Source organism: Pseudomonas sp. GW821-FHT09A09, assembly GCF_059418405.1.
Window position 1 is genome coordinate 186,418 of record NZ_JBWKPU010000001.1, and the last position, 19,067, is coordinate 205,484.

At 58.7% G+C, this 19,067-nt stretch carries 24 protein-coding genes; 4 read left to right on the plus strand and 20 right to left on the minus strand.

The features are described from left to right. Positions 1–6: 6 nt before the first annotated feature. The 16 genes from AC07OV_RS00800 to AC07OV_RS00875 form a co-directional block, all read right to left on the minus strand. Complete coding sequence (locus AC07OV_RS00800; protein ID WP_495091270.1) at positions 7–531, minus strand: phage tail protein; 525 nt, start codon at positions 529–531, stop codon at positions 7–9. Further along, positions 524–1,696 carry a baseplate J/gp47 family protein gene (locus tag AC07OV_RS00805; RefSeq protein ID WP_495091271.1) on the minus strand — a complete coding sequence of 391 codons (1,173 nt, stop codon included), beginning with the start codon at positions 1,694–1,696 and terminating at the stop codon, positions 524–526. Before AC07OV_RS00805 ends, AC07OV_RS00800 begins: the two co-directional genes overlap by 8 nt. Then, positions 1,693–2,010, minus strand: a complete 318-nt coding sequence (locus AC07OV_RS00810) for a DUF2590 family protein (RefSeq protein ID WP_495091272.1) — start codon at positions 2,008–2,010, stop codon at positions 1,693–1,695. Before AC07OV_RS00810 ends, AC07OV_RS00805 begins: the two co-directional genes overlap by 4 nt. Next, entirely contained in the window at positions 2,007–3,965 is a 1,959-nt protein-coding gene (locus AC07OV_RS00815; protein ID WP_495091273.1) for a phage tail tape measure protein, read from the minus strand. The genes AC07OV_RS00810 and AC07OV_RS00815 overlap by 4 nt, the downstream gene beginning before the upstream one ends. A 57-nt stretch (positions 3,966–4,022) precedes the next feature. Further along, positions 4,023–4,166, minus strand: a complete 144-nt coding sequence (locus AC07OV_RS00820; protein ID WP_495091319.1) for a DUF6890 family protein — start codon at positions 4,164–4,166, stop codon at positions 4,023–4,025. Positions 4,167–4,186: 20 nt separating this feature from the next. Then, positions 4,187–4,474: a putative phage tail assembly chaperone gene (locus AC07OV_RS00825; RefSeq protein ID WP_495091274.1), complete on the minus strand. Its 288-nt coding sequence runs from the start codon at positions 4,472–4,474 to the stop codon at positions 4,187–4,189. Continuing rightward, positions 4,471–4,743 (minus strand): hypothetical protein, encoded by a 273-nt coding sequence (locus AC07OV_RS00830; protein WP_495091275.1) that lies wholly within the window; start codon positions 4,741–4,743, stop codon positions 4,471–4,473. The genes AC07OV_RS00825 and AC07OV_RS00830 overlap by 4 nt, the downstream gene beginning before the upstream one ends. Continuing rightward, positions 4,740–5,105 carry a DUF1353 domain-containing protein gene (locus AC07OV_RS00835; protein WP_495091276.1) on the minus strand — a complete coding sequence of 122 codons (366 nt, stop codon included), beginning with the start codon at positions 5,103–5,105 and terminating at the stop codon, positions 4,740–4,742. The genes AC07OV_RS00830 and AC07OV_RS00835 overlap by 4 nt, the downstream gene beginning before the upstream one ends. A 1-nt stretch (position 5,106) precedes the next feature. Then, the gene (locus AC07OV_RS00840; protein ID WP_495091277.1) at positions 5,107–5,556 is read right to left on the minus strand and encodes a phage protein; all 450 of its coding nucleotides are present in this window, start codon (positions 5,554–5,556) and stop codon (positions 5,107–5,109) included. Positions 5,557–5,559: 3 nt separating this feature from the next. Then, a complete protein-coding gene (locus tag AC07OV_RS00845; protein ID WP_495091278.1) occupies positions 5,560–6,675 on the minus strand; it encodes a DUF2586 domain-containing protein in 1,116 nt (371 codons plus the stop codon). A 12-nt stretch (positions 6,676–6,687) separates the two neighbouring features. Next, positions 6,688–7,149: a phage virion morphogenesis protein gene (locus AC07OV_RS00850; protein WP_495091279.1), complete on the minus strand. Its 462-nt coding sequence runs from the start codon at positions 7,147–7,149 to the stop codon at positions 6,688–6,690. Further along, positions 7,130–7,585 carry a phage tail protein gene (locus AC07OV_RS00855; protein WP_495091280.1) on the minus strand — a complete coding sequence of 152 codons (456 nt, stop codon included), beginning with the start codon at positions 7,583–7,585 and terminating at the stop codon, positions 7,130–7,132. The genes AC07OV_RS00850 and AC07OV_RS00855 overlap by 20 nt, the downstream gene beginning before the upstream one ends. Further along, complete coding sequence (locus AC07OV_RS00860) at positions 7,585–8,046, minus strand: head completion/stabilization protein (protein ID WP_495091281.1); 462 nt, start codon at positions 8,044–8,046, stop codon at positions 7,585–7,587. The genes AC07OV_RS00855 and AC07OV_RS00860 overlap by 1 nt, the downstream gene beginning before the upstream one ends. A 93-nt stretch (positions 8,047–8,139) precedes the next feature. Next, on the minus strand, positions 8,140–8,826 hold the full coding sequence (gene gpM / locus AC07OV_RS00865; protein WP_495091282.1) for a phage terminase small subunit: 687 nt from the start codon (positions 8,824–8,826) through the stop codon (positions 8,140–8,142). Further along, the gene (locus AC07OV_RS00870; RefSeq protein ID WP_495091320.1) at positions 8,823–9,875 is read right to left on the minus strand and encodes a phage major capsid protein, P2 family; all 1,053 of its coding nucleotides are present in this window, start codon (positions 9,873–9,875) and stop codon (positions 8,823–8,825) included. Before AC07OV_RS00870 ends, gpM begins: the two co-directional genes overlap by 4 nt. Further along, complete coding sequence (locus AC07OV_RS00875) at positions 9,872–10,675, minus strand: GPO family capsid scaffolding protein (RefSeq protein WP_495091283.1); 804 nt, start codon at positions 10,673–10,675, stop codon at positions 9,872–9,874. The genes AC07OV_RS00870 and AC07OV_RS00875 overlap by 4 nt, the downstream gene beginning before the upstream one ends. Before the next feature lie 162 nt (positions 10,676–10,837). Between AC07OV_RS00875 and AC07OV_RS00880 the strand changes: the two genes are divergently transcribed. Further along, on the plus strand, positions 10,838–12,814 hold the full coding sequence (locus AC07OV_RS00880) for a terminase large subunit domain-containing protein (protein ID WP_495091284.1): 1,977 nt from the start codon (positions 10,838–10,840) through the stop codon (positions 12,812–12,814). Beyond that, complete coding sequence (locus AC07OV_RS00885) at positions 12,726–13,571, plus strand: phage portal protein (protein WP_495091321.1); 846 nt, start codon at positions 12,726–12,728, stop codon at positions 13,569–13,571. Before AC07OV_RS00880 ends, AC07OV_RS00885 begins: the two co-directional genes overlap by 89 nt. Before the next feature lie 33 nt (positions 13,572–13,604). Here the strand turns inward: AC07OV_RS00885 and AC07OV_RS00890 are convergent, their stop codons facing one another. Together AC07OV_RS00890 and AC07OV_RS00895 are read right to left on the minus strand one after the other, a co-directional pair. Continuing rightward, a complete protein-coding gene (locus AC07OV_RS00890) occupies positions 13,605–14,348 on the minus strand; it encodes a hypothetical protein (RefSeq protein WP_495091285.1) in 744 nt (247 codons plus the stop codon). Between the two features lie 112 nt (positions 14,349–14,460). Continuing rightward, on the minus strand, positions 14,461–14,751 hold the full coding sequence (locus tag AC07OV_RS00895; protein ID WP_495091286.1) for a DUF3077 domain-containing protein: 291 nt from the start codon (positions 14,749–14,751) through the stop codon (positions 14,461–14,463). A gap of 526 nt (positions 14,752–15,277) precedes the next feature. Here AC07OV_RS00895 and AC07OV_RS00900 point away from each other — a divergent pair. Next, positions 15,278–17,785 (plus strand): AlbA family DNA-binding domain-containing protein, encoded by a 2,508-nt coding sequence (locus tag AC07OV_RS00900; RefSeq protein ID WP_495091287.1) that lies wholly within the window; start codon positions 15,278–15,280, stop codon positions 17,783–17,785. Positions 17,786–17,861: 76 nt separating this feature from the next. After that, the gene (locus tag AC07OV_RS00905) at positions 17,862–18,122 is read left to right on the plus strand and encodes an ogr/Delta-like zinc finger family protein (protein WP_495091288.1); all 261 of its coding nucleotides are present in this window, start codon (positions 17,862–17,864) and stop codon (positions 18,120–18,122) included. On the opposite strand, the gene AC07OV_RS00910 is transcribed toward AC07OV_RS00905, so the two are convergent. Further along, entirely contained in the window at positions 18,095–18,310 is a 216-nt protein-coding gene (locus tag AC07OV_RS00910) for a hypothetical protein (RefSeq protein WP_495091289.1), read from the minus strand. The genes AC07OV_RS00905 and AC07OV_RS00910 overlap by 28 nt on opposite strands. 347 nt (positions 18,311–18,657) lie before the next feature. Next, positions 18,658–18,966 carry a hypothetical protein gene (locus AC07OV_RS00915; protein ID WP_495091290.1) on the minus strand — a complete coding sequence of 103 codons (309 nt, stop codon included), beginning with the start codon at positions 18,964–18,966 and terminating at the stop codon, positions 18,658–18,660. Positions 18,967–19,067: the final 101 nt, after the last annotated feature.

A 19,067-nucleotide genomic window follows, 5' to 3' on the forward strand; every position in this document is an offset into this window, starting at 1 on the left:
CGGCTCCTAGAGCGTGGCGACCAGCGTTTGCTGGTCGTCGTTAAAGTCGGCCAGCGCCATCAGCAGCGTGACGGGAGTGATCGTCTCGAAGTCGTAGCGGCGGCAGGTGCGGCCGTATTGCTGCACGATCACGCGCAGCAGCTCGGGGTTGTCCGAGAGCTGCGAGTCACTGAGCTTGAGTACCACCACGTCCCAATCCCGTTCGGGCAGGCGTTCTTCGATCTCCACGTAACCGACGCCCAGGCGGTTGAGGATCCGCATCAGCCCCGCTGTAGAACCGGCGTCGACCGAGTTGATGAAGGCGAATTTCACGCGCAGGCGGTACAGGCTTTCCGGTTCGCCGCGATAGCGGCTGATGTCGCGCTGCCAGGCAATCAGGTCGAGGATGGTCAGGTGGCAGTGTTCCGGGTCCATTTGCAGCAAAGGCCATCGCACCCAGCCTTCGACGGTTTCCCACCAGCGTTGGGCGATGGATTTGAGCTTGGCCAGCTCGCCGGCATTCAGCCAAAAGGGCAGGGTGAGCTTAAGCATCGAGCAATACCTCCAGCGCTTCGATCCGTGGGATGTTCAGCTCAGAGAGGATGTCGGTATTGCTGAACCGTAGCGATTCGATGCGCGGGAATTGCGCGTGCAGCTCTTCGCCCAATCGGCTGAATGAAAACCGTGACTGTGGATAAGTCAGCGTTGGCTGATAGTCGGCCGTCGTGCTTTCCCTGAAGGCGGCACGAATGAATTGTTCGGCCTGTGTGACGAGTTGACGGCGTTGTTCCTGGGTCAGGTTGGCACGCGGCCACACCTTTACCTCGATTGTGTGCAAGGTCTCGGGCATCACGTAGACCATCAGGTCGTCACCATGGCCATGGTTGCCATCGTCACGGATGTGGGCGTTGATCTTTGCCAGGTACTCATCCGCCGGCACCCCGGCGTCGAACAGCACGTAAGCATTGGCGCTGCCGGGCCCGCGCGGGGCGCCGTGCTCAAAATACACACCGTCGGGGTGCACACCGGGAAAGGTGGTGATCATGGCGCGGTACACGGCGTCGGTGTGGTACTGGTTCACCGCTGAAAACTGGTTTCGCACCCGCAGGCGCAGTTGGTCGTTGGGCTCGGCGTCGGCGCCTGGCTGGGTCAGCCAATCTTCAGCGTTCACCACCTGAACAATGCCGGGCACTGGCACCGGCAGAATCGCGTAGTAACCCGGCGCCAGGTTGTAGCCGCTGCCGGCTTCGACAGCCTCTACGGGAACGGCCAGTTGCGATTCGCCGTCGGCAAAGGTTTCGGGCAGGGTGGTGATCAGTTCGTAGACATGTCCGTTGATGGCAGCCGATTGCACCCGCGTCCCTGCTGGCACCTCAAGCGTCCCGGCCGCAGCGGCGCGGGTAAACAGCAGCACGCCCAGGGCTTTGGTCGAAGGTTTGCGTTCAACGTTTACCGCCCAGGCCAGACTATCCAGCCAGGCATCCACGGCGGTTTGCACAAAAAAGTTGGGCAGTACGGTGTCGATGATGAACTGCAGCAGCCACATCACGGGCTGGGTCACCAGCGCCGAAACAATGCGCCAGAACGGTGAATAGGCGCTGGTGTTGCTGATCTTGCTGCCCTGCTCGGCGGCCTCTTTTTCCCAGGCCTTTTTCAGCTCGGCTTCGGTGGTGGGAATGCCAGCGTCCCGCAGCGCTTGTTTAAAGTCCGCACTCATACCGTCACCTTCACATCGCCAAACTTAACGGTGGTCGCGGTGATCAGGTACTCGCCCGGCGCTTGCCGCAGGATCCGCGCGGTACCAGGCACTAGGCGCACGTCGTCTTCCACGCGTAATTCCAGCTGTTGCAAGCAGTCCCGCTGGCGCAGCGGGTCGCGCTCGGCGACCAGCGCCACCAATAAGCCGCTCTCGCGAATCATGTGCGCGATGTCCTGGGCGATGCTGGCGCGGTCATCGATCAGCAGCGGTTGGTTGGACGGGTCCAGTACCAGGTCATTGTCGGCAATCAACAGGTCGATGTAATCGCTCATCCTGCCATCCCCAGTAGCCCTTCCAGCTCATGGGCGGTCATCGGCTTGTTGGTGTGGATCTCGATTTTTTCGACATGAGTGCCTCGGTTCTGCGTGGCGGTGTTCTGGATGTTGGTGAGCAAGCCGCCCGGCGGCACCGCGTTGGCGCGGCTGGGCGAGAGGGAAGGGATTGCCGCGTTAATCGTTTGCTGGGCGCGCTGTGAGGCCTCCAGGCTGTCGAGGTTCGGCCCGGGCGGCAGCTCGCCCAGCCGCGCCTGGATGTCTACGCCGGGGAGGGTGTTGAGCATCGCGATAAGGCCGTTGATGGCGTTGTGAAAGATCGCCACGATTCCGTCCCACGCGGCTTTTGCTACGCCCGACCAGCCGCCCATGGCATCGAACCAGCCCGACAGTGCCGCCAACTGGTCGTTGACCCACTGGAACGCAGCAGTGTTCATCAGGGCCGTGGTCCACTCATCCCAGAAGTAAACGGCGGCTACGATCACCGCCACCAGCGCAACGATCCCCAGCACGATCCACGTCACGGGGTTGGCCCATAGCGCGGCATTGGTCAGCCAGATCGCCGCCTGCCACAGCGTCATCGCCCCTTTGACCAGACCAAACCACAGTACCAGCGCAGCCAGGCCCGCCACGTACAGCGTCACCAGCAGGATCTGCATCAGGTATGCGCCGACGCTGCGCCATGCCACCAGGTTCAGCAGCTTCCACAGCGCGATTAGCGGGACGGCCACGGTGCGCCATACGCCAAAGGTGAAGGTCATCAGCGCGACGAGCGCCGTCAAGCCAAGGACGGTGAGCGCGGTCAAACCAATCACCCGCGTCAGGTTGGGAAACAACGTGGTCCAACGCACCACCAACGAGCCGCCCTCGGCCAGCCGTTCAATGATCGGATTGAGCGTGGGCAACAGCTTCTGGCCGAAGGCGATGCGCACGGCCAGGATGGCGTGTTCAAAGCGCTCCCACGGATCGGCAATGATCCTGGCCATTTTCTCGGCCTGTTCCATGCCTTCGACCTTGCCCAACTGGTCGATGCTGTTAGCCAAGTCGCCAGTCTTGGGCAGCAATTGAGTAATCAGCCCCATGGCTTGCTTGCCGCCGAAGGCCTTACTGATCAGATCGGATTCAGCCGCATCCAACTCGCCATACTTGGCGTTGATCTTGGCCAGGATGTCGATCATCGGCAGCAAGCGGCCCTGGCTGTCGGTGAACGACAATCCCAGCTTGGCCTGCGCGCCGTAGGCCCCGGCGAGAAAGGCGCGGTACTTGGTCCCCGCCTCGCCGCCGCTCATGGTCGCCTGCAGCGTGCCGAGGATGGCGATCTGTTCCGCTGCCTGGATCCCGGCCGATGTAGCGCTGGCGCCAAGGGCGGTAAACGCATTGCTCATGCCCTGGCCGGTGGTCTTGAACATCTGCACGGCGGTGGCGGTTTGCCCGGCCAGTTGCTCGACCCAGGCGGCCTTGCCCATGGCGTCGGCGTGTGTCTGAAAGATCCCGTACATCGTGCCGACGTAACCGGTTACGGTATCCGCGTCGGCTTTGGTGGCCTTGGCCAGCACGTTGGACGCGTTGGTAAACACCGCCAGCTGGTTGCCGGTAAGCCCTGCGATTGCGCTCTGAATGTCGTAAGCCGAACGCACAAACCCGGTGGCGCTCTCGCCATAGGCGATGCTGAACTGCAGCGACTTCTGGTTGAGCAGATCCAACGCATCCGCCGCCACCCCAAGGCTTTCCACTTCACCCAGGGCCGCGTTCTGACCCAGCGCTGGGGCCATGGCGGCCTTGAGTGCGTGCGCCGCGCCGATCATGCCGGCCATGCCCACGCCCAACTGCACCAGGCCTTTTTGGCCCTGCATCGCCAAATCACTGAAGCCGGTTTTGACCTTGCCCAGCGGCTGGCTCACGCGGTCTACCAGGCGCAGGATGAAGTCGAGCTTGCTGGTGGCGGAAGCGCTCATTCAGTTACCAACGCTGTTCGAAAGTTGCGGGGAAACATTAGTTATTCCAACCAAAAATCAACCTTTCAACGCCCTGGAAATCCCGTTCGCGACGGCGATTTCCATGCGTTTCCAATACTCACTTTCCAGCCACATCGCCGTGCCCAGGTTGTCCGCTGTGGGCTCGGCGCCAGGTAGCCAGCGCTCGTTCAGGGCCAGCAGCTGGCCCAGGCTGTCGTCGTTTAAGCGGTCAGCACGGCCGAGGGCTTTTTTACGACCACTTCGACGTCTGGCGCGTACTCATCCAGCAGCGTGCCGGCCAGTTGCATGGTTAACACTGGGTTACGCAGCAGCGGGCGTAAGGCGTCGAGGTGGGAGGGCTGCACGGTGGTGGTCAGCAGGTTATTGGACGGTGCCACCTTGTTATTGGGGGTGACGGCGTTGAAGTACTTGGTCACGTCCTGGGGGGCCAGGGTGAAAGTGAAGTCCTGCTCGCCGATAACCAGGGTGATGTCGCGACGGTCGCTCATGGGGCGGTCCTGTGGTTGAGGTTGGAAAAATAGGTGTCGAGGCACTGCTCCAGGCGTTTTTCGAAGCGGTGTTCCAGCTTGTCCAACGCTTTGTCGAAGGCCTCCAGGCGGCCGTTGTGGGTCGCCATTTCGATACGCAGTTCCAGGTTCTCGCGGCGTGCGGCATTGACCTGGCGGAACAGGTAGATCTGAAAGCCGGCGACCCAGGTGAGTACCAACTCGGTCAGCAGCAACATGGCGCTGATGTGCAACGGGGACATTTCCATCATGGTTGGCCCCAGCTGCCGTGCCCACCGAGGCGCACGGCTTGCCACATGACCCAGGCGAGCGAACGGCGAGTGCCTTCCTCCAGCAACGCCTCGTAGAAAATCTGGTCGGCTTCGCGTTTGGTGAAGCGGTGGGTCAAGTGGGTGTAGATAAAATCGTGGAGGGCCGAAGGTCGACGGGTGGAGGGTTTCTGCGCGTCCACCACCGGGCGCACGACTCTGGGGAAGCTGCCCAAATCGGTGAGCGCGCCGGCAGGCATTTGAATTTCGCGCCCGTCGAGGGTGATGTACACCAATGGGCTGGTCAGTTCCCAGCGGTAATGCCCCGGCCGGTGGCGCAAGAGCAGGTCGGTTTTAAACGGCATATCAGCGCAGGCCCTCGATCTCGCTGGCGTCCAGGTACGGCACGCCGTTGATACGGATAAAGTCCGGGCTGGTCACGTCGAATGGCACCTTGTGAATACTCTTCTGGCCGCCCTTGGGATCGATGTCCAACAGGCTGGAAATTTTCAGCCGGCAGCCGAAGGCTTCCACGCGCAGTTCATCGGTGGCGGTTTTGGCGAAGAACAGCGCGTCGAACGGCTCCAGCTTGCGGAACGAGCCGGCGCGATTCGCTGCCTGGATCAGCAGCCCCAGGTTGGCGCTGTCCAGCTCGAACTCGCCGCTGGCCGCCACGTCGCCATCCACATACCCGTCGGGCACGCCCTTGGTTTGCGCCACGGCGCTGTTGTCGGTGATGTCCAACGTGGCTTTCTCGATATGCACCTGCAGATCGCCCAGGCTCACGTCGAAGTTCATGCCGCTGATTCGGGCCATGGGTTATTCCTCGTCGTCCAGGGACAGGTCCAGGGCGATGTTCGCCGTGAGGTCCTTGGGGCAGTTGTAAGGGCGGATGCGTAGGTAGGCCTCGATGGTGGTGCGGTTCTTCCACACCAGGGCGATGTCGCCGTCTTTGGGCGGCTGGATATCGCCGGGGAACAGTTGGCCGGCAAAGGTCACGGCGCGGGACATCTCTCGCAGTGGGCGCATCAAGCGCAGGCGGGTGTAGGCCATGCTGTTGGGCGTGCTGTTGACCTTGCGATCGGCGACCATCTGGATCAGCAGGATCCTCACACGACGCGCCGCCTTGTCGACGATGCGCAGGTTTTCCACCTCGGCGAAGTCGCTGCCCGGGGCGTCCAGCAGGTTGGCGTCTCCCCAGAACATGCCGGGGTAGTCGGGGTAACTCTGCGGGACCGACAAGCGCATTTTGTCCAACTCGGCCAACGTGGCAGTGGTCAGCGGCTCGCCGTCTTTATCCACCGGCGTGGCGCCCAGGCCGACAAGCGCGCCGGTGGCGACACGCATAGGGCTGTCGGCGATGCTCACGGCGGCATTCGCCAGGCGGCCAGCCAGCACGCCCAGGTCATTGCCGTGCAGTTGCGGTACCACCACAACACGCGGCGCGGCTACATCACGCAGGAGGGCGCGTTGTTCGTCGCGGTAGGTCGACCAATCCAGCGCGGGCGTGATGCCGGCACTCGCAGCCAGCACGAATACGCGGCGGCCGTAGCGGCTGATCAGGTTCATAGCGGCGGTGTGCATGGCGTCGATATCGGCGCTGGCGGCTACCGGTTTGGTGATGACGACGGCTTCTACCGAGATGCCCGCGCTTTGGGCCAGATCCAGCGCGTCCTTCCAGTCGCCATCGGCAGCCAGCGGCGCGGCGGCACAGGCCCAGCGGTCGCCGCCGTTGTTTCGGGCGGCGGTGATCTGGGTTTTCAGGTCGCTGGCGGCCACGCCCAGCTCAGTGTCCAGGTCGCTTTGGGTGTTCAGTGCCAGCAGCTTACCGACGTTCTTGGTCGCCGGGCCGATAAACAGAAAGTGGCGTTCAATCGCAGTGACAGGGCCTTGGCCCAAGTTGAGATTGTTAACGCTGACTTGACCTTGAGCCATGGGGCGGCCTCGTTACGTGGGCGATTGAAGGGTTTGCTGCAGCACGGTGCGCACGATCTCGCGGATGTCCTGCGGGTCGGCGCCGAGGGTGTCGCGGGCGGGCATATCGATCTTCCAACTGCGGCGTTTGCTGATCACCGTGGTGGTTAGCCCCAGCTGGTGTTCGCGGGCGATGCGTTCGTTGCGCCGCTGGCGCCAACCGAGAGTGGCGGCGTCGGGCGACAGCTTGGTCACCTGCAGGCGTGTGCTGAGGCGGCGCAGCATCTTGCGGCGGCTCTTTTGTTTGCGCGGGGCGAAGGGCGATCCATCCAGATTGCGCTGGGTGCCGATACGCCGGGTGTTGCGCGTGCGCAGGCGCTTGCTCGCGTTGTTCAACAGGCGCCGACGTTTCCCGGCCGGCAGGGCCAGCAACTGCAAGCGCTGTTCGGCTTCGATCAGCCCGCGAATGTCAAAACTAAGCGTCGGTGCGGTCATGGCTGACGGCTCCTTGCTCGGCGATCCATAGGTCATAGGGCACAAACGCCCAGCGTTTGTTGAAGGCGTGGATCTCGCCGTCGGCGGCTTCGGCCAGGTGCAGCGGTTCTATAAAGTCCAGTTGCATCTCGACGTCCGCGACATCCGGCGTGAGCTGATCAATCTCAATTACCGGCGCGGCCAGTTGATCGTCTTCGCGATGAGGGTCATGGGTTTCCAGCCATGAACCGAGCAACGCCATCAGCCGTGCTGGGCTGTCGGCAAAGCGGGCGATCACGATGACGGCGCGGTAGCGCATGTCGCCCAGGTGCAAACCCTGTTCGGTAGGTTTCCAGGTCAGGCTGAGGGTGACCTGTTCGGCCCAACTGTCGAACTGCTCGGACGGCACAAGGAATCGGTCCACCAGGTCACGGGTGAGGGCGCGCAGCTTGTCCATCAGATCAGCTCCGCGGTGACACGGCTGCGGCCCTGGATCAGCCGCACGGCTTGCTGGCTGAAACTCAGAAAGCGCTCGGCGGTTTCCGGGGCTTCCTTGGCCAGGTTCTCGGCCGACTCGCGGCGCACCACGGTGACAAACTGGCTGAGCAGGTAGGCCTTGGCGCGGCAGTACACGGCGCGTTTGTAGCTGGCGGCCATGAAGGTGCGTTCCGGCAGGATCATCGGGTCGGCGCTGGCGACGTGAGTGACTCCATTGTTCTGCCACTGCGCTTTACGCCGGGCCAGGTCGTGGTTCACTTCGCCCATGGCCAGGGCGATGCCGTCTACCAGCAGCTCCAGCAGGTATTCGGCGGGCAGTCGATAGCCGCGCTGAAATTCGGCCACGTCCAGGTCGGGCCAAAAGCCGTCGTTGGCGATCGGCTGTTCGATCAGGGTGGTGGGTCGACCGGAAAAGCTCATGGGCGTCGCTCGAATAAACGCGGGGGTGGCTGCTTGTGGTCATTGGTACAAAACCATGGCCTCGGCAGGCCCCCGCTGGGGGGGTAAGTCGGTTCAGGTGGCGTCTTGTCGGCGCAGTGCTTTGGTGGCGTCCTCAAAGCGAGTCTTCACGCCAATGCCGGGGTACAACGCAGTGGCCCGTTCGAAGTGCGCGATGGCCTGGGCCCATTGCTTCTGGTCCATCGCCAAGATGCCCAGCAACTTGTGGTAGCGCGCTGGAATGCGTTCGAACAGCTGCCATTCACCGTCCACTCGGGGCAGCAATTGCGACAGGTAAGGCTCGGGGCTGCGCTTGGCTTCGTGTTCGGCTTCGGCCCAGTCGATCATCGCGTCGGCAACAAAGGTGGGGATGTCGCGTCGGAAACGCTCGGGCATTACCTGGCCTTGGCGCATGGCGAAGTCGGCCAGCTCCAGGCCCGCTTCGAATTGCTCGGTGTCGAACAGCCACACCATCACCTGCATCAGCACCGGGTTAGGGTGGTTGAGGCCGGAGTCGCGGTAGCGCTGTACGTAGTCCAGGTATTTGGGCAACAGCTCGTCGCGCTTGAGTCGCTGGCGTTCGCCCAGGTTGTTCAGGTCGGAGAGGCGTGCGCAGTCTTCGGCCAGGGCGGTGGTCATCAGCGCCAGGTGTTTCTGGGCGTTGGCAGGGCCGGCCAGGGCGGTGGTCGGGGTGTACACCTCGACGCTGGCGGCCGGGCCTTGCTCCAGCACGCGCTGTTTGTGCTTGAGGGCCAGACTCATTCTTCTGGCTCCCCGGGCGGCGGCGGCTCGACAAATTCCACATTGCCTGCCTCGATGCCCGCGAACTTGCCCAACTGCTCGACCACGTAGCCCTCGTTACGGCTGTTGTAGTCCTCCGCGCGGGAGCGCTTGGGGTTTTCGATCAGGTAACGGCGCCAGGAGCTGTCCTGAAAGTAGATCGACAGGTTGTCGAACGAAGTCACCACCACACCCTTGGCTGGAAAGTGCGGGCAGGTGTAGGAGGGCAGGCCGCCGTAGGTGTCGATCACCTGGGCCATCTCGACCTTGGTTTTTTCGCTGGGGGTGTGGCCGTGCTTGGCGTACAGCTTGCCCTTGTCGTGGGCCAGCAGGTCGCGGCCGATGATCGCCACCAGGTCGTCGCCGTCGCGGAACTCTTCATCGATCATCAGCGACACGTCGTGCACCAGACTGTCGAGGTTGGCGTAATCGCCGCCCATGCCGATCTGGATTTTGCCCTTGGTCGCACCTTCCACCAGGATCTGTTGGGCGGCTTGTTCGCGTACGATTTGCAACCAGCCCTTGTTCACGTCTTGCAGCAGTGGGAAGGCTTCGCGGTCGGTGTCGGCAGCCGCCTTGACCCCGTGCCAGCCGACCATGATGCGATCCAGGGCGATCTGCCGGCGCACGGCAGCCGTGTAGCGTTGGGCGAAGTCTTTGAACTTGGCCCAGGCGTCGATGGTGGAGAACTTAAGGGTCACGTCGCTGTGGGTGTCGTACAGCTCGTAGCCTTCACCGTCGAGGCCCAGCACATTGCGCGGCTCGCGGTCTTTTTTGTCGGTGTCGGTGCGCCCGGTGACGGTGCCGTTGACGCCCATCATCACCTTCTCGCCCTTGATCTCGTTCACGCCGATGACGTTGATGCGCTGCAAAAACGCCGAGGTCAGGGTGATTTGATCGTTAAGGGTTTGCGCCAGGCTGGGTTCGACGTTGAACTCTTCGCGGGCCGTGTCGACGCCATAGGTCTGCGCGATGCGAACTTGCAGCGCGTGGTAGCGCTGGCGTGCGATGGGGCTGAGCTGGCTCATCAGTAGACGGGCTCCAGTTCTTCGGTGACAGGGCCGGTGGTGCTCGGAATGGTTTTGCCGTTGGCGTGATTGAGCGCGGTGTTGAAGGTGTCGTGGAGTTTTTCCAACGAGGCTTTCAGGCTGTTGAAGTCGGCGCTGGTCACTTCGGGTTTGGATGCTTCAACCGGGGCCGGTGCCCGTTGTTCCAGGCGAGCGGCCAGGCTGTCGAGTTTGTCCACGGCGGCGGCGAAGGCTTCGGCGGTTTTTGGGTCCATGGGAGGCGTCTCGGGTTTAGGGGTGTGTTTGCCGCTTAACTGGTTGAACAAGCGGGTGACAAAGTTGAGGGCCGTTTCTTCGCCCAGGTCTGGCGGCAGCAGTTCGCCCAGCGGCTCCACAGAGGCGAAGTAGTTGCCGGTGTCGGCACGGCGGGAAAAGTGCAGGGGCTGGGTGCCCAGGCTGGCCGGGTCGTCAGTGATCGCCAGGCCACGCAGGTAAGGCTTGCCGGTGTCAGCGAACTCGGGCTGGATCTCGATGCTGGTGAACAGCTTTTGCGCTTCTTTGTTGAGCTGCAGCAGCCGGTCATTGGGGGCGAGTTTGGCGAACAACGCGACTTTGCCGCCGTCCACGTCTTCGGTTTTCACTTCCACCACGCTGCCGAAATTGCCCATGTAGCGGATGTGTTCGAACCAGATCACGGCGGTGTACACGGCCGGGTCGTAGGTGTTGGCCATGTCGCGCAGGTCCTGGGGATCGATGGTGCGACCGTCGGCGGTTTTGCCACTGGTGGCGACACGTTTCCAGTCAGAAACAAGGGTGCGGGGCATGGGGTTGAACGCTCGGTTGCAGTGGCGATGAGCGTCACGATAGGCAGCCGGAATCGCCCGAACAAACGGTTAGACTGCGGGTAATTCCTATATCGAGCGGGTAGGAATGCTGAGGATTTTAGGCGCGGGTTTAGCGGGTTTTGCCTGCATAGACTGCGGTGTATGCCTTACTCGAATGAAGTCAAAGATGCGGCCAAACGCCTCTATCTGCGCCGCTGTAAACCGCGTGAAATTCAGGCCGAACTCAAGTTGGCCAACGTTCGGATTGTTTATTACTGGATCGCCAAAGGCAGCTGGGACGAGCTGCTGACGGACGAGGAACCGCTGACGGCGGTGAGCCGGCGCATCACCTTGATACTGGAACGACCGGGCACGCTGACCAAGGCGGATCTGGATGAGCTGGATCGGCTGACCACGTTGCGTGAGCGGCTGCTGAAACAGTGTGGCAAACCCGCTGCGCCAGTGGCGCCAAAGCAGGACCACGGCGAGCGACCCAAGCGCAAAACCAAGACGTTGAAGAACGACATCTCTGCATTGACCGAAGTCGACTTCGTGGAGAAGTTCACCAGCAAGCTCTTCGGCTACCAGAGAGAACTGTTCGCCGCCAAACAGAACCCGCTAACCCGCCGCATACGCAACATCCTCAAGTGCCGCCAGTCTGGGCTGACCTACTACTTTGCCGGCGAAGCGTTTATGGACGCGGTGCTGACCGGCGATAACCAGATGTTCCTGTCGGCCAGCCGGGCGCAGTCCGAGCTGTTCCGGGGCTATATCGTTGGCTTCGCGAAAGATTGGTTCGGTCTTGAGCTGACCGGCAACCCGATTATCCTGAGCAATGGCGCCGAGCTGCGTTTCTTGAGCACGAACAGCAGCACCGCCCAGGGCCCGCACGGCCATGTGTACATCGACGAATACTTCTGGATTCGTGACTTCGACAAGCTGAGTAGCCTGGCCGGGGCGATGGCCACCCACAAGAAATGGCGCAAGACGTTCTTCTCCACGCCGAGCGCCGTCAGCCACCAGGCCTACCCGTTCTGGACCGGTGACACCTTCCGGCGCGGCAAGCACAAGAAGGCCAGCCTACCGTTCCCCAGCGAGCCCGAACTACGCCAGGGCGCGCTGTGCCCGGACGGGCAGTGGCGCAAGATCATCAACATCCATGACGCCATCGCAGGCGGCTGCGACTTGTTCGACCTGGAACAACTGCGCCTGGAGAACTCCGATGAGGTGTTCGAGCAGCTCTACCTGTGCCAATTCATCGACAGTAGCCAGAGCGCGTTCAACCTGGCGGATCTGGAGCGCTGCTACTCGGACCTGACCCTATGGAAAGACTTCACCCCCAAAGCCGAGCGCCCCTTTGGCAACGCTCCGGTGTGGATCGGCTACGACCCCAGCCGCACCCGCGACGACGCCACCTGCGTGGTGGTGTCGCCGCCGCTGGAACTGGGTGGCAAATTCCGCATCCTGGAGAAGCATTCCTGGCGCGGCCACTCGTTTACCTACCAGGCCGGCCAGGTCAAAAAACTGTGTGAGCGCTTCAATGTGCAGCACATCGGTATCGACATCACAGGCGTCGGTTACGGCGTGTTCGATCTGGTGCGGGACTTCTTCCCGCGTGCCACGCCGATCCATTACAGCCTGGAAACCAAGAACACGTTGGTACTCAAAGCCCAGGACACCATCCAGGGCCGTCGCATCGAATGGGACGCCAGCTGGAACGACATTGCCGCCGCCTTCCTGACCATCAAACGCGGCGCCACCACCAGCGGCCAGATCACCTACAGCGCCTCACGCACTGACGCCACCGGCCACGCCGATATCGCCTGGGCGGTGATGCATGCCCTGACCCACGAACCCCTCAACGTCCACAAGAAGCGGCGCAGCCGCTGGTCCACCCTCGAAGGCAGCCATGAACGATCACGCGCCACCGGCCATCCCCCGCAAGGTAAAAACATTCAGCTTCGGCGCGCCCGAGTCGGTACTGACCGGCCACCTGGGCGAATACATGGGCGTGTTCGCCAGCGACGACGGTCAGCTCTACACCCCGCCCGTGTCCCGCACCGGCCTGGCCAAACTGCTACGCGCCAACGCCCACCACGGCACCATCCCGCGCTTCAAACGCAACCTGCTACTGCGTGACTTCATCCCCTCGGCCGGTTGCAGCGCGCAGACCATGGGGCGCGCTGCGCTGGATTTTATGGTGTTTGGCGAGGGGTACTTTCAGCGTAAAACCAACGTGCTGGGGCAAGTGCTGGAACTGGAACACCTGCCGGCGTTGAACATGCGCAGGAAGGTCGGTGGCGGGTTTGTGATGCTGTTACCCGGTGGCAAGCAGATCGACTTTCACGAGGACCAAGTGGAACACGTGATGGACTACGACGTGGAACAGAACATCTACGGCGTACCGGATTATCTGGGCGGGATGCATGCGCTGCTGCTCAACGAGTCGGCCACGTTGTTTCGGCGCCGCTACTACAACAACGGGGCGCATGCAGGGTTCATCTTCTACACCAACGACCCGAACCTGTCGGAGGCGGATGAAGAACGCATGCAGGCGCAGATTGGGGCGAGCAAGGGTGTGGGGAATTTTCGGTCGTTGTTTGTGAATATTCCGGGGGGCGGGGATAAGGCGATTCAGATCATCCCTGTGGGGGATATCGCGACCAAGGATGAGTTTGAGCGGATCAAGAACATCACGCGCAACGACGTGATTGCGGCGTGGCGGATGAACCCCGCGCTGGCGGGGTGCATGCCCGAGAATGCCGCAGGGTTTGGGGATGTGGAGAAGATTGATCGGGTGTACATGAATAACGAGATACGACCGATCAGGCAGTTGTTTTTGCAGGTGAATGGGCGGTTGCGTAGGGATCGGCGAGTGGGTTGGGAAGAGAACTAAAGATTGCGGGTACTCTGTAATGTTGGTGAATGCTCAAATGCAGAGAAGTGCGGCATGAGAGAGTTTTGTGGCGAAGAAATTCACGTCACACCACTTCCAAAGTGCAAGGGCGGTGCTAAACCCACCAATAGCTAAAGGAGCTATATGGTCAGTAAACCATGGGGTGACGAAAGCGCCACGAGCTATGACGAACACTTTCAGCGGCCAAGTGAGTAATCCGCTTGGTGTATAAGCGAGGCGGCCGTAACCTGCAAATTGCTTCCAGTTCCCCTCCTTATAAATTGCGTATGACGCATACAGGGTCACAGCCGTTCGGGCTGAATGGGTTATTTGGTGCAGCTCACATGCCTCTTCGGGATTTTTACTCTGATCTGCTTGGACGTCACGACGTGCAGTGGCTTCAACACTAAGAGAGCTGATTTGCATTTCCAACGTAGGGTCGTGGTTTGCTAAGAAATGCTCTTTCACGATCCTGCCAAGGGCTCGACGCTTTAACTTTCTAGCGGCCCAAACGAGCGCCTCGTCGTAGATCTCGTTCATCGGCTCATCGAAGTACAAGCCAAAACGTGGTACTCGTTGGTAGCACCGAATCCAGAAGTAAATGTTCACTACTGCAAGCACCAGCCAGGCGCTGTTGGTATGTTGACGGAGCTGCACCTCATTGCCCATCAGTTTGAACTGCGTCAGATCTGCGCCGAAGTACCACAGCGCTAGCACCAGTGCGGAGTACGTCAGCAGAAAGCCACGCGCCTTTTTAAAATCGCCTTCATCATCCATCGCCAACACCACACCCCAAAGATTGAAGAGATGCTAGCAGCTCTGACTGCGCGATGGCATCGGGCCATTCCAACTCGTAGGCGCCCGATGCAGTGCACCGGGCGCGAACCACTTACTGCGGATGTGGCCCGCCAGGCTGAATAGCCAAGTGCAGGTCATCGAGAACCGCTTTGCCCATTTCACACAGATAATGCGCGGCAAACGCGAGCCTCGCGTTTCTGGGGTCCATGGCTACTTCAAGCGAGAGGGTGGTGGCGCAGTCGAGGACGTGCGCGGCGTATTCAAGGGCTTCACGCAGTGGAACCCCGGCATTTACACGGAACAGCTTCAAATGGTGTTTGCCCTCGCCGCAGTCTGCGAAGGTTTGGACGCCAATGGTGGTTGCTGAGGATGGGGTGCTCATTGCTGACCTCCGGATTGCGGAAGGTTCTGAGCGGGCATTGCGGTTTGAATCGAGTTTTTTCCGTACGACATAGCTTGCTCCTTGGTACTACCCAAAAGAGCTGCCGTTCACGATTCCAAGCGTGAGGGTGGCAGCTGTACGCAGGTTGGAATCCGAGAAGAAGCGACTCGGCAGGCACAAGGCCTCCCACGTACAGCCGCCAAAAAGCACAAAAATCGGGCACAAAAAAACGCCTTCTGATTGTTTGACGACGCTGTAGCGTCTTCTTTCTCGGGATTCCACGCCCGGTCGCTGGTGAGCAGCGACGCGGAAAGATTAACTGGGTAATTTTCCAGTTGCAAACTCGCTGTTAAGCGGTGGGACATGCAGGCGCGCACTTTTCACCTCCTGTTCCCTGGGGCTTTCTTACGCTAGTCGGGACAAGCCTGTCTCCTATGTAGGTGCGATCAACGATGTGATCAGGGAAATATGCCACTAGCGATGAAATATGGCATATTGCCACTTGGCGCCTAGGAGAAAATTCGTAATGGACATCGGACACCTTAAGACAAAAATCATTGGTGCGATTCAGCGTGGCAGCACTGGTGAGGATGTGTTGGCAAGCCTGAAGATCGACGACACTCGTCTGATTGACGCAGAGTCTGAATTATGGGATTACAAACTAACTGTAGGATCAAGTAAGCTTGAGCTTGCTGAGTTTGTCAGGGATGTCATTTCATTTTATAATAGTTATGGTGGTTATCTAATAGTAGGCGTTGCTGATGGTGGTGAAATACAAGGTTGCGAAGATTTAAATTTGCAGCAGTGTAGTCAAGCTTTGAGAAATTACTCGGGAATAGATATTTCTATTGCTATTACTAAATTTACAGTTGGTGATAGGTCTGTTTTAGTAGTGTTAATTCCTCAGCGACCAGATGCTGATGTTCCTCTGGCAATATCAAAAAATGGTCCGGATTTGACAGATAGAAAACCGTTGTTTCGTCCTGGTAATATTTTTTTCAGGACGTTAGATAACTCACAGCTTATACGTGACTCGGGTGATCTTCGGTTTTTAATGAGTGCTCGGCAGCATCCTTCGATGCAGTTTGAATTGAAGAGGATATATATAGCTTATACTACGAATAATTTACCAGATCGTAGTGCTATCTTTCAGAAATTTATCGGTAGGGAGTCAACAAAAGAGGCCTTATGGTCATGGTTGGCAGATCCCATGTCCCGATATCGTGTTTTAGCTGGCCCCGGCGGCGTCGGAAAAACATCTGCTGCTTACAGCTTTTGTGAAAATGTATGTTCTGAGACCCCCCTTGGTTTGGAGCAAGTAGTTTGGCTAAGCGCCAAGCTTGAGCAGTTCTCTCCAGCGATCAACAAGCCAGTAGTTTTACCCTATAAGCGGGATTCCAGGCAGTCGGGCGAAGCTTATTCTTCATATGAGACGCTACTTGATGCGATCTCTTTTCATTTTTCTGTACCCGATGATGAATGGGATGGTATTGATCATAACTCCAAAATTCGCATTCTGTCGGAAGGCCTAATAGTAACCCCATCTTTAATAGTGGTGGATGATTTAGACTCTTTGCCTCCAGATGATCAGCGTAAAGCAATTGAGCTTGGAATGGCTTTAGGGAACTCTAAGTCTAGGTTTTTGTTCACCACGCGAAAGAATTATTTGGCGCCTCTTTCTTCTACTACAGAAATTAAAGGTATGTTGGCTGATGAATTTGCGACTTATGTAGATTATCTCGAAGGTGCTTATAAGCGGACGCTGAATAACTCTGAGCGAAAAACTTTACATCGCGACACTGAAGGTTCTCCCCTTTTTACAGAATCGATTTTTCGGCTATTGAAAGTTGGGGTCTCATTTGGTGACGCTATTGGGCGCTGGAAGGGTAAGGATGGTGAGGCAGTTAGGGCTGCATCATTCCGTCGAGAATTTGAGCAGTTGAGCTGGAATTCTAAGCGAATTCTATATTCGATTTCTATGTTTGAGACGGTCTCAATAGCTGAAATTAAAAACATGACCGAGTGTGAGACTTCAGAAGTTGAAGGCGCAATCGTAGAGCTCGATAGATTATTTTTACTACAAACTAAACAAATTGGTGACCAAAATCGGTTTGGGGTTTCTTCAAGTTTGCGTAGACTTCTAGATGAATTGAAGTCTGACATTCAGGGATATAGCGAGATAAATCGGAGAGCTGGTAACCTCCGCATAGAGAGTAAAGAGGATGGCGCAAGCCGAGGTCGTAATAAGCACGTTGCAAGCGCAATTCAGCAAGCAATGGCTCAGCTTAGTGGCGGGGATTCTGAAGGAGCCCTTAATACTGTACAGGCTGCCTTGAAAGATAACGGCAACAGTCCAGACCTATGGATGGTATGTGCTCGCTGTCTTGCTGAGGTTAATCCGAATGATATAGTGAAAGTGCGTTATGCTTTTCAGCGCTCCTACGATTTAGGTAAAAGAGAGCCCCAACTGTTTCTGAAGTGGATACAGTTTGAAGTGGATTTCGGAAATTCAAATGCTGCTGTGGATGTAGGCGTCAAGGGGCGTACATTTTTTTCGACGAAAGACTGGATTTGGCATAAATGTGTAGCGATCGCGCATGCTAAACGAGGTGGTGAGAGAGAGACGAGAAGGGAGTACCGTGATTCAGTTACTGATCTCTTTGCGGCCGCTAAACGTTTGAAAGGAGTTTTACGAAGCTGTCCTTCAGCTGCGAGAGCTACCATTGCTCCTATAGCACAAGATGTTCATGATCTCCTTTGGAACATTCATCAGGCTAAGGGCGAAAGCTTCACATATTTAGACCGTTTTAAGGCCGCAAAATTTGCTGTGGATGCGGGTGATAAAAGAGAAGTTTGCTTGAGTCGGGTAGTGGACGCTATTGAGGAAGCTTTGCTCCTTCCTAAAGGACGCGGGTTGGGTCTTGCGGTAGACTGGGTAGAGGATGTGGAGCCGGCTATGGACCTTCGTCGGTCTGATAGATTACGGGCAAGGCTAGACATAATAAAGAAACGCATTAAAACGGCTGCGGTCTAACAGTAGGTAGTGCAAGGTATTTATATCAGCCCGTATAATTATCAAATGCTGTTTAATTATGTCCGGCGGGGGGCGCATGCGAGTATATTGCAAGGTATGTGGTGGAAAGGGGAAAATTGCCTCCCGTGACGAACTCTCCATTGAGTTCGCCCGCCTCTACTGCCAATGCAGCTCCCCCCACTGCGGCCATACCTGGGTCGCCAACCTGACCTTCTCCCACACCCTGAGCCCCTCCGCCCAGGCGGTCGACCGTTTGCTGTTCGACCGCCTGCGCAGTTTGTCCAAGGTCCAGCAGCGCGACCTGTTTGATCAACTCGGCGTGGTCTCCTCCACGTAGCTGCGCAACATTGCTTCGGCTTGTTCAAAACAGCTGAGCTGGGCCACGCCGTAGTCGATCAGGGCGAGTCTGGCGCGTTGGGTCAGTTGCAGGTCGGCGGTGAGCAGGGCAACCACCAGAGCGAAGCTGTCGCCGCATTCCTCAAATTGGTCGCGCATTTTCATGATGCAGACGGGGGCATTCAACACAACGATTTCTCCTTTTTCGGTGTAGTTGGCCGGTAGTTTAAGCGCCGGATTTTTCCCCGCCAGTGGGCGTTTTCCCTGCATTTGTAAGTAGGTAATATCCCCAACCGTCCTACGAAAAACCGTTCCAATATCAGCGCTTTTGCCTCTGTTGTGGATGAACCCAGCTGTGTTCTGCTGAAAAGTTTTGAATCGAATTTGTGCATGTCGATGGCTCTAGTTCGGGAGTTTCAGCGAGCCGTGGTGCACTGGATAACTTGGTGCCCAGCGGTCGCCGAGTTCTGGCGCTGTTTCATTCGTTTACAAAAACAAGGGCGCCGAAGCGCCCCTGTTTCTCCCAGGCGTGTGCTTCAGGGGGCGCTGAGGTGGAAGCTCAAGGCGTCGAGGGTGACGACGCCATAGACGCGCTGGCCGTCTGACCCTTCGAACGCGACGACCACTTGTTTACCGGGCAATGGGATACGGACCACACCGTAACCGCCGTTGAACTCCAACAACCGGGTGGCGCCCAGCAGGTAGGCGTCAGAGCGCAGGCCCAGTTGCTGGCGGGCTTGTTTGAGTTGGTCTTCTGGCACGAATACCAGCTCGCCATCGATGCGCAGGCAGCGGGTGCCGGTGCGTTGCTGGGTGGGGAAGTGCGCGATGCGGCGCTTATCCATGGTGGTGTCCTCGGGCCGTGGTAGCCTTGTGCCCGCTGCTGCGCAGGTGCTGTGCTTGCATGATGTGGCTCCTTGTTGTGGTGGCAGGTGTCGGGGAGGTG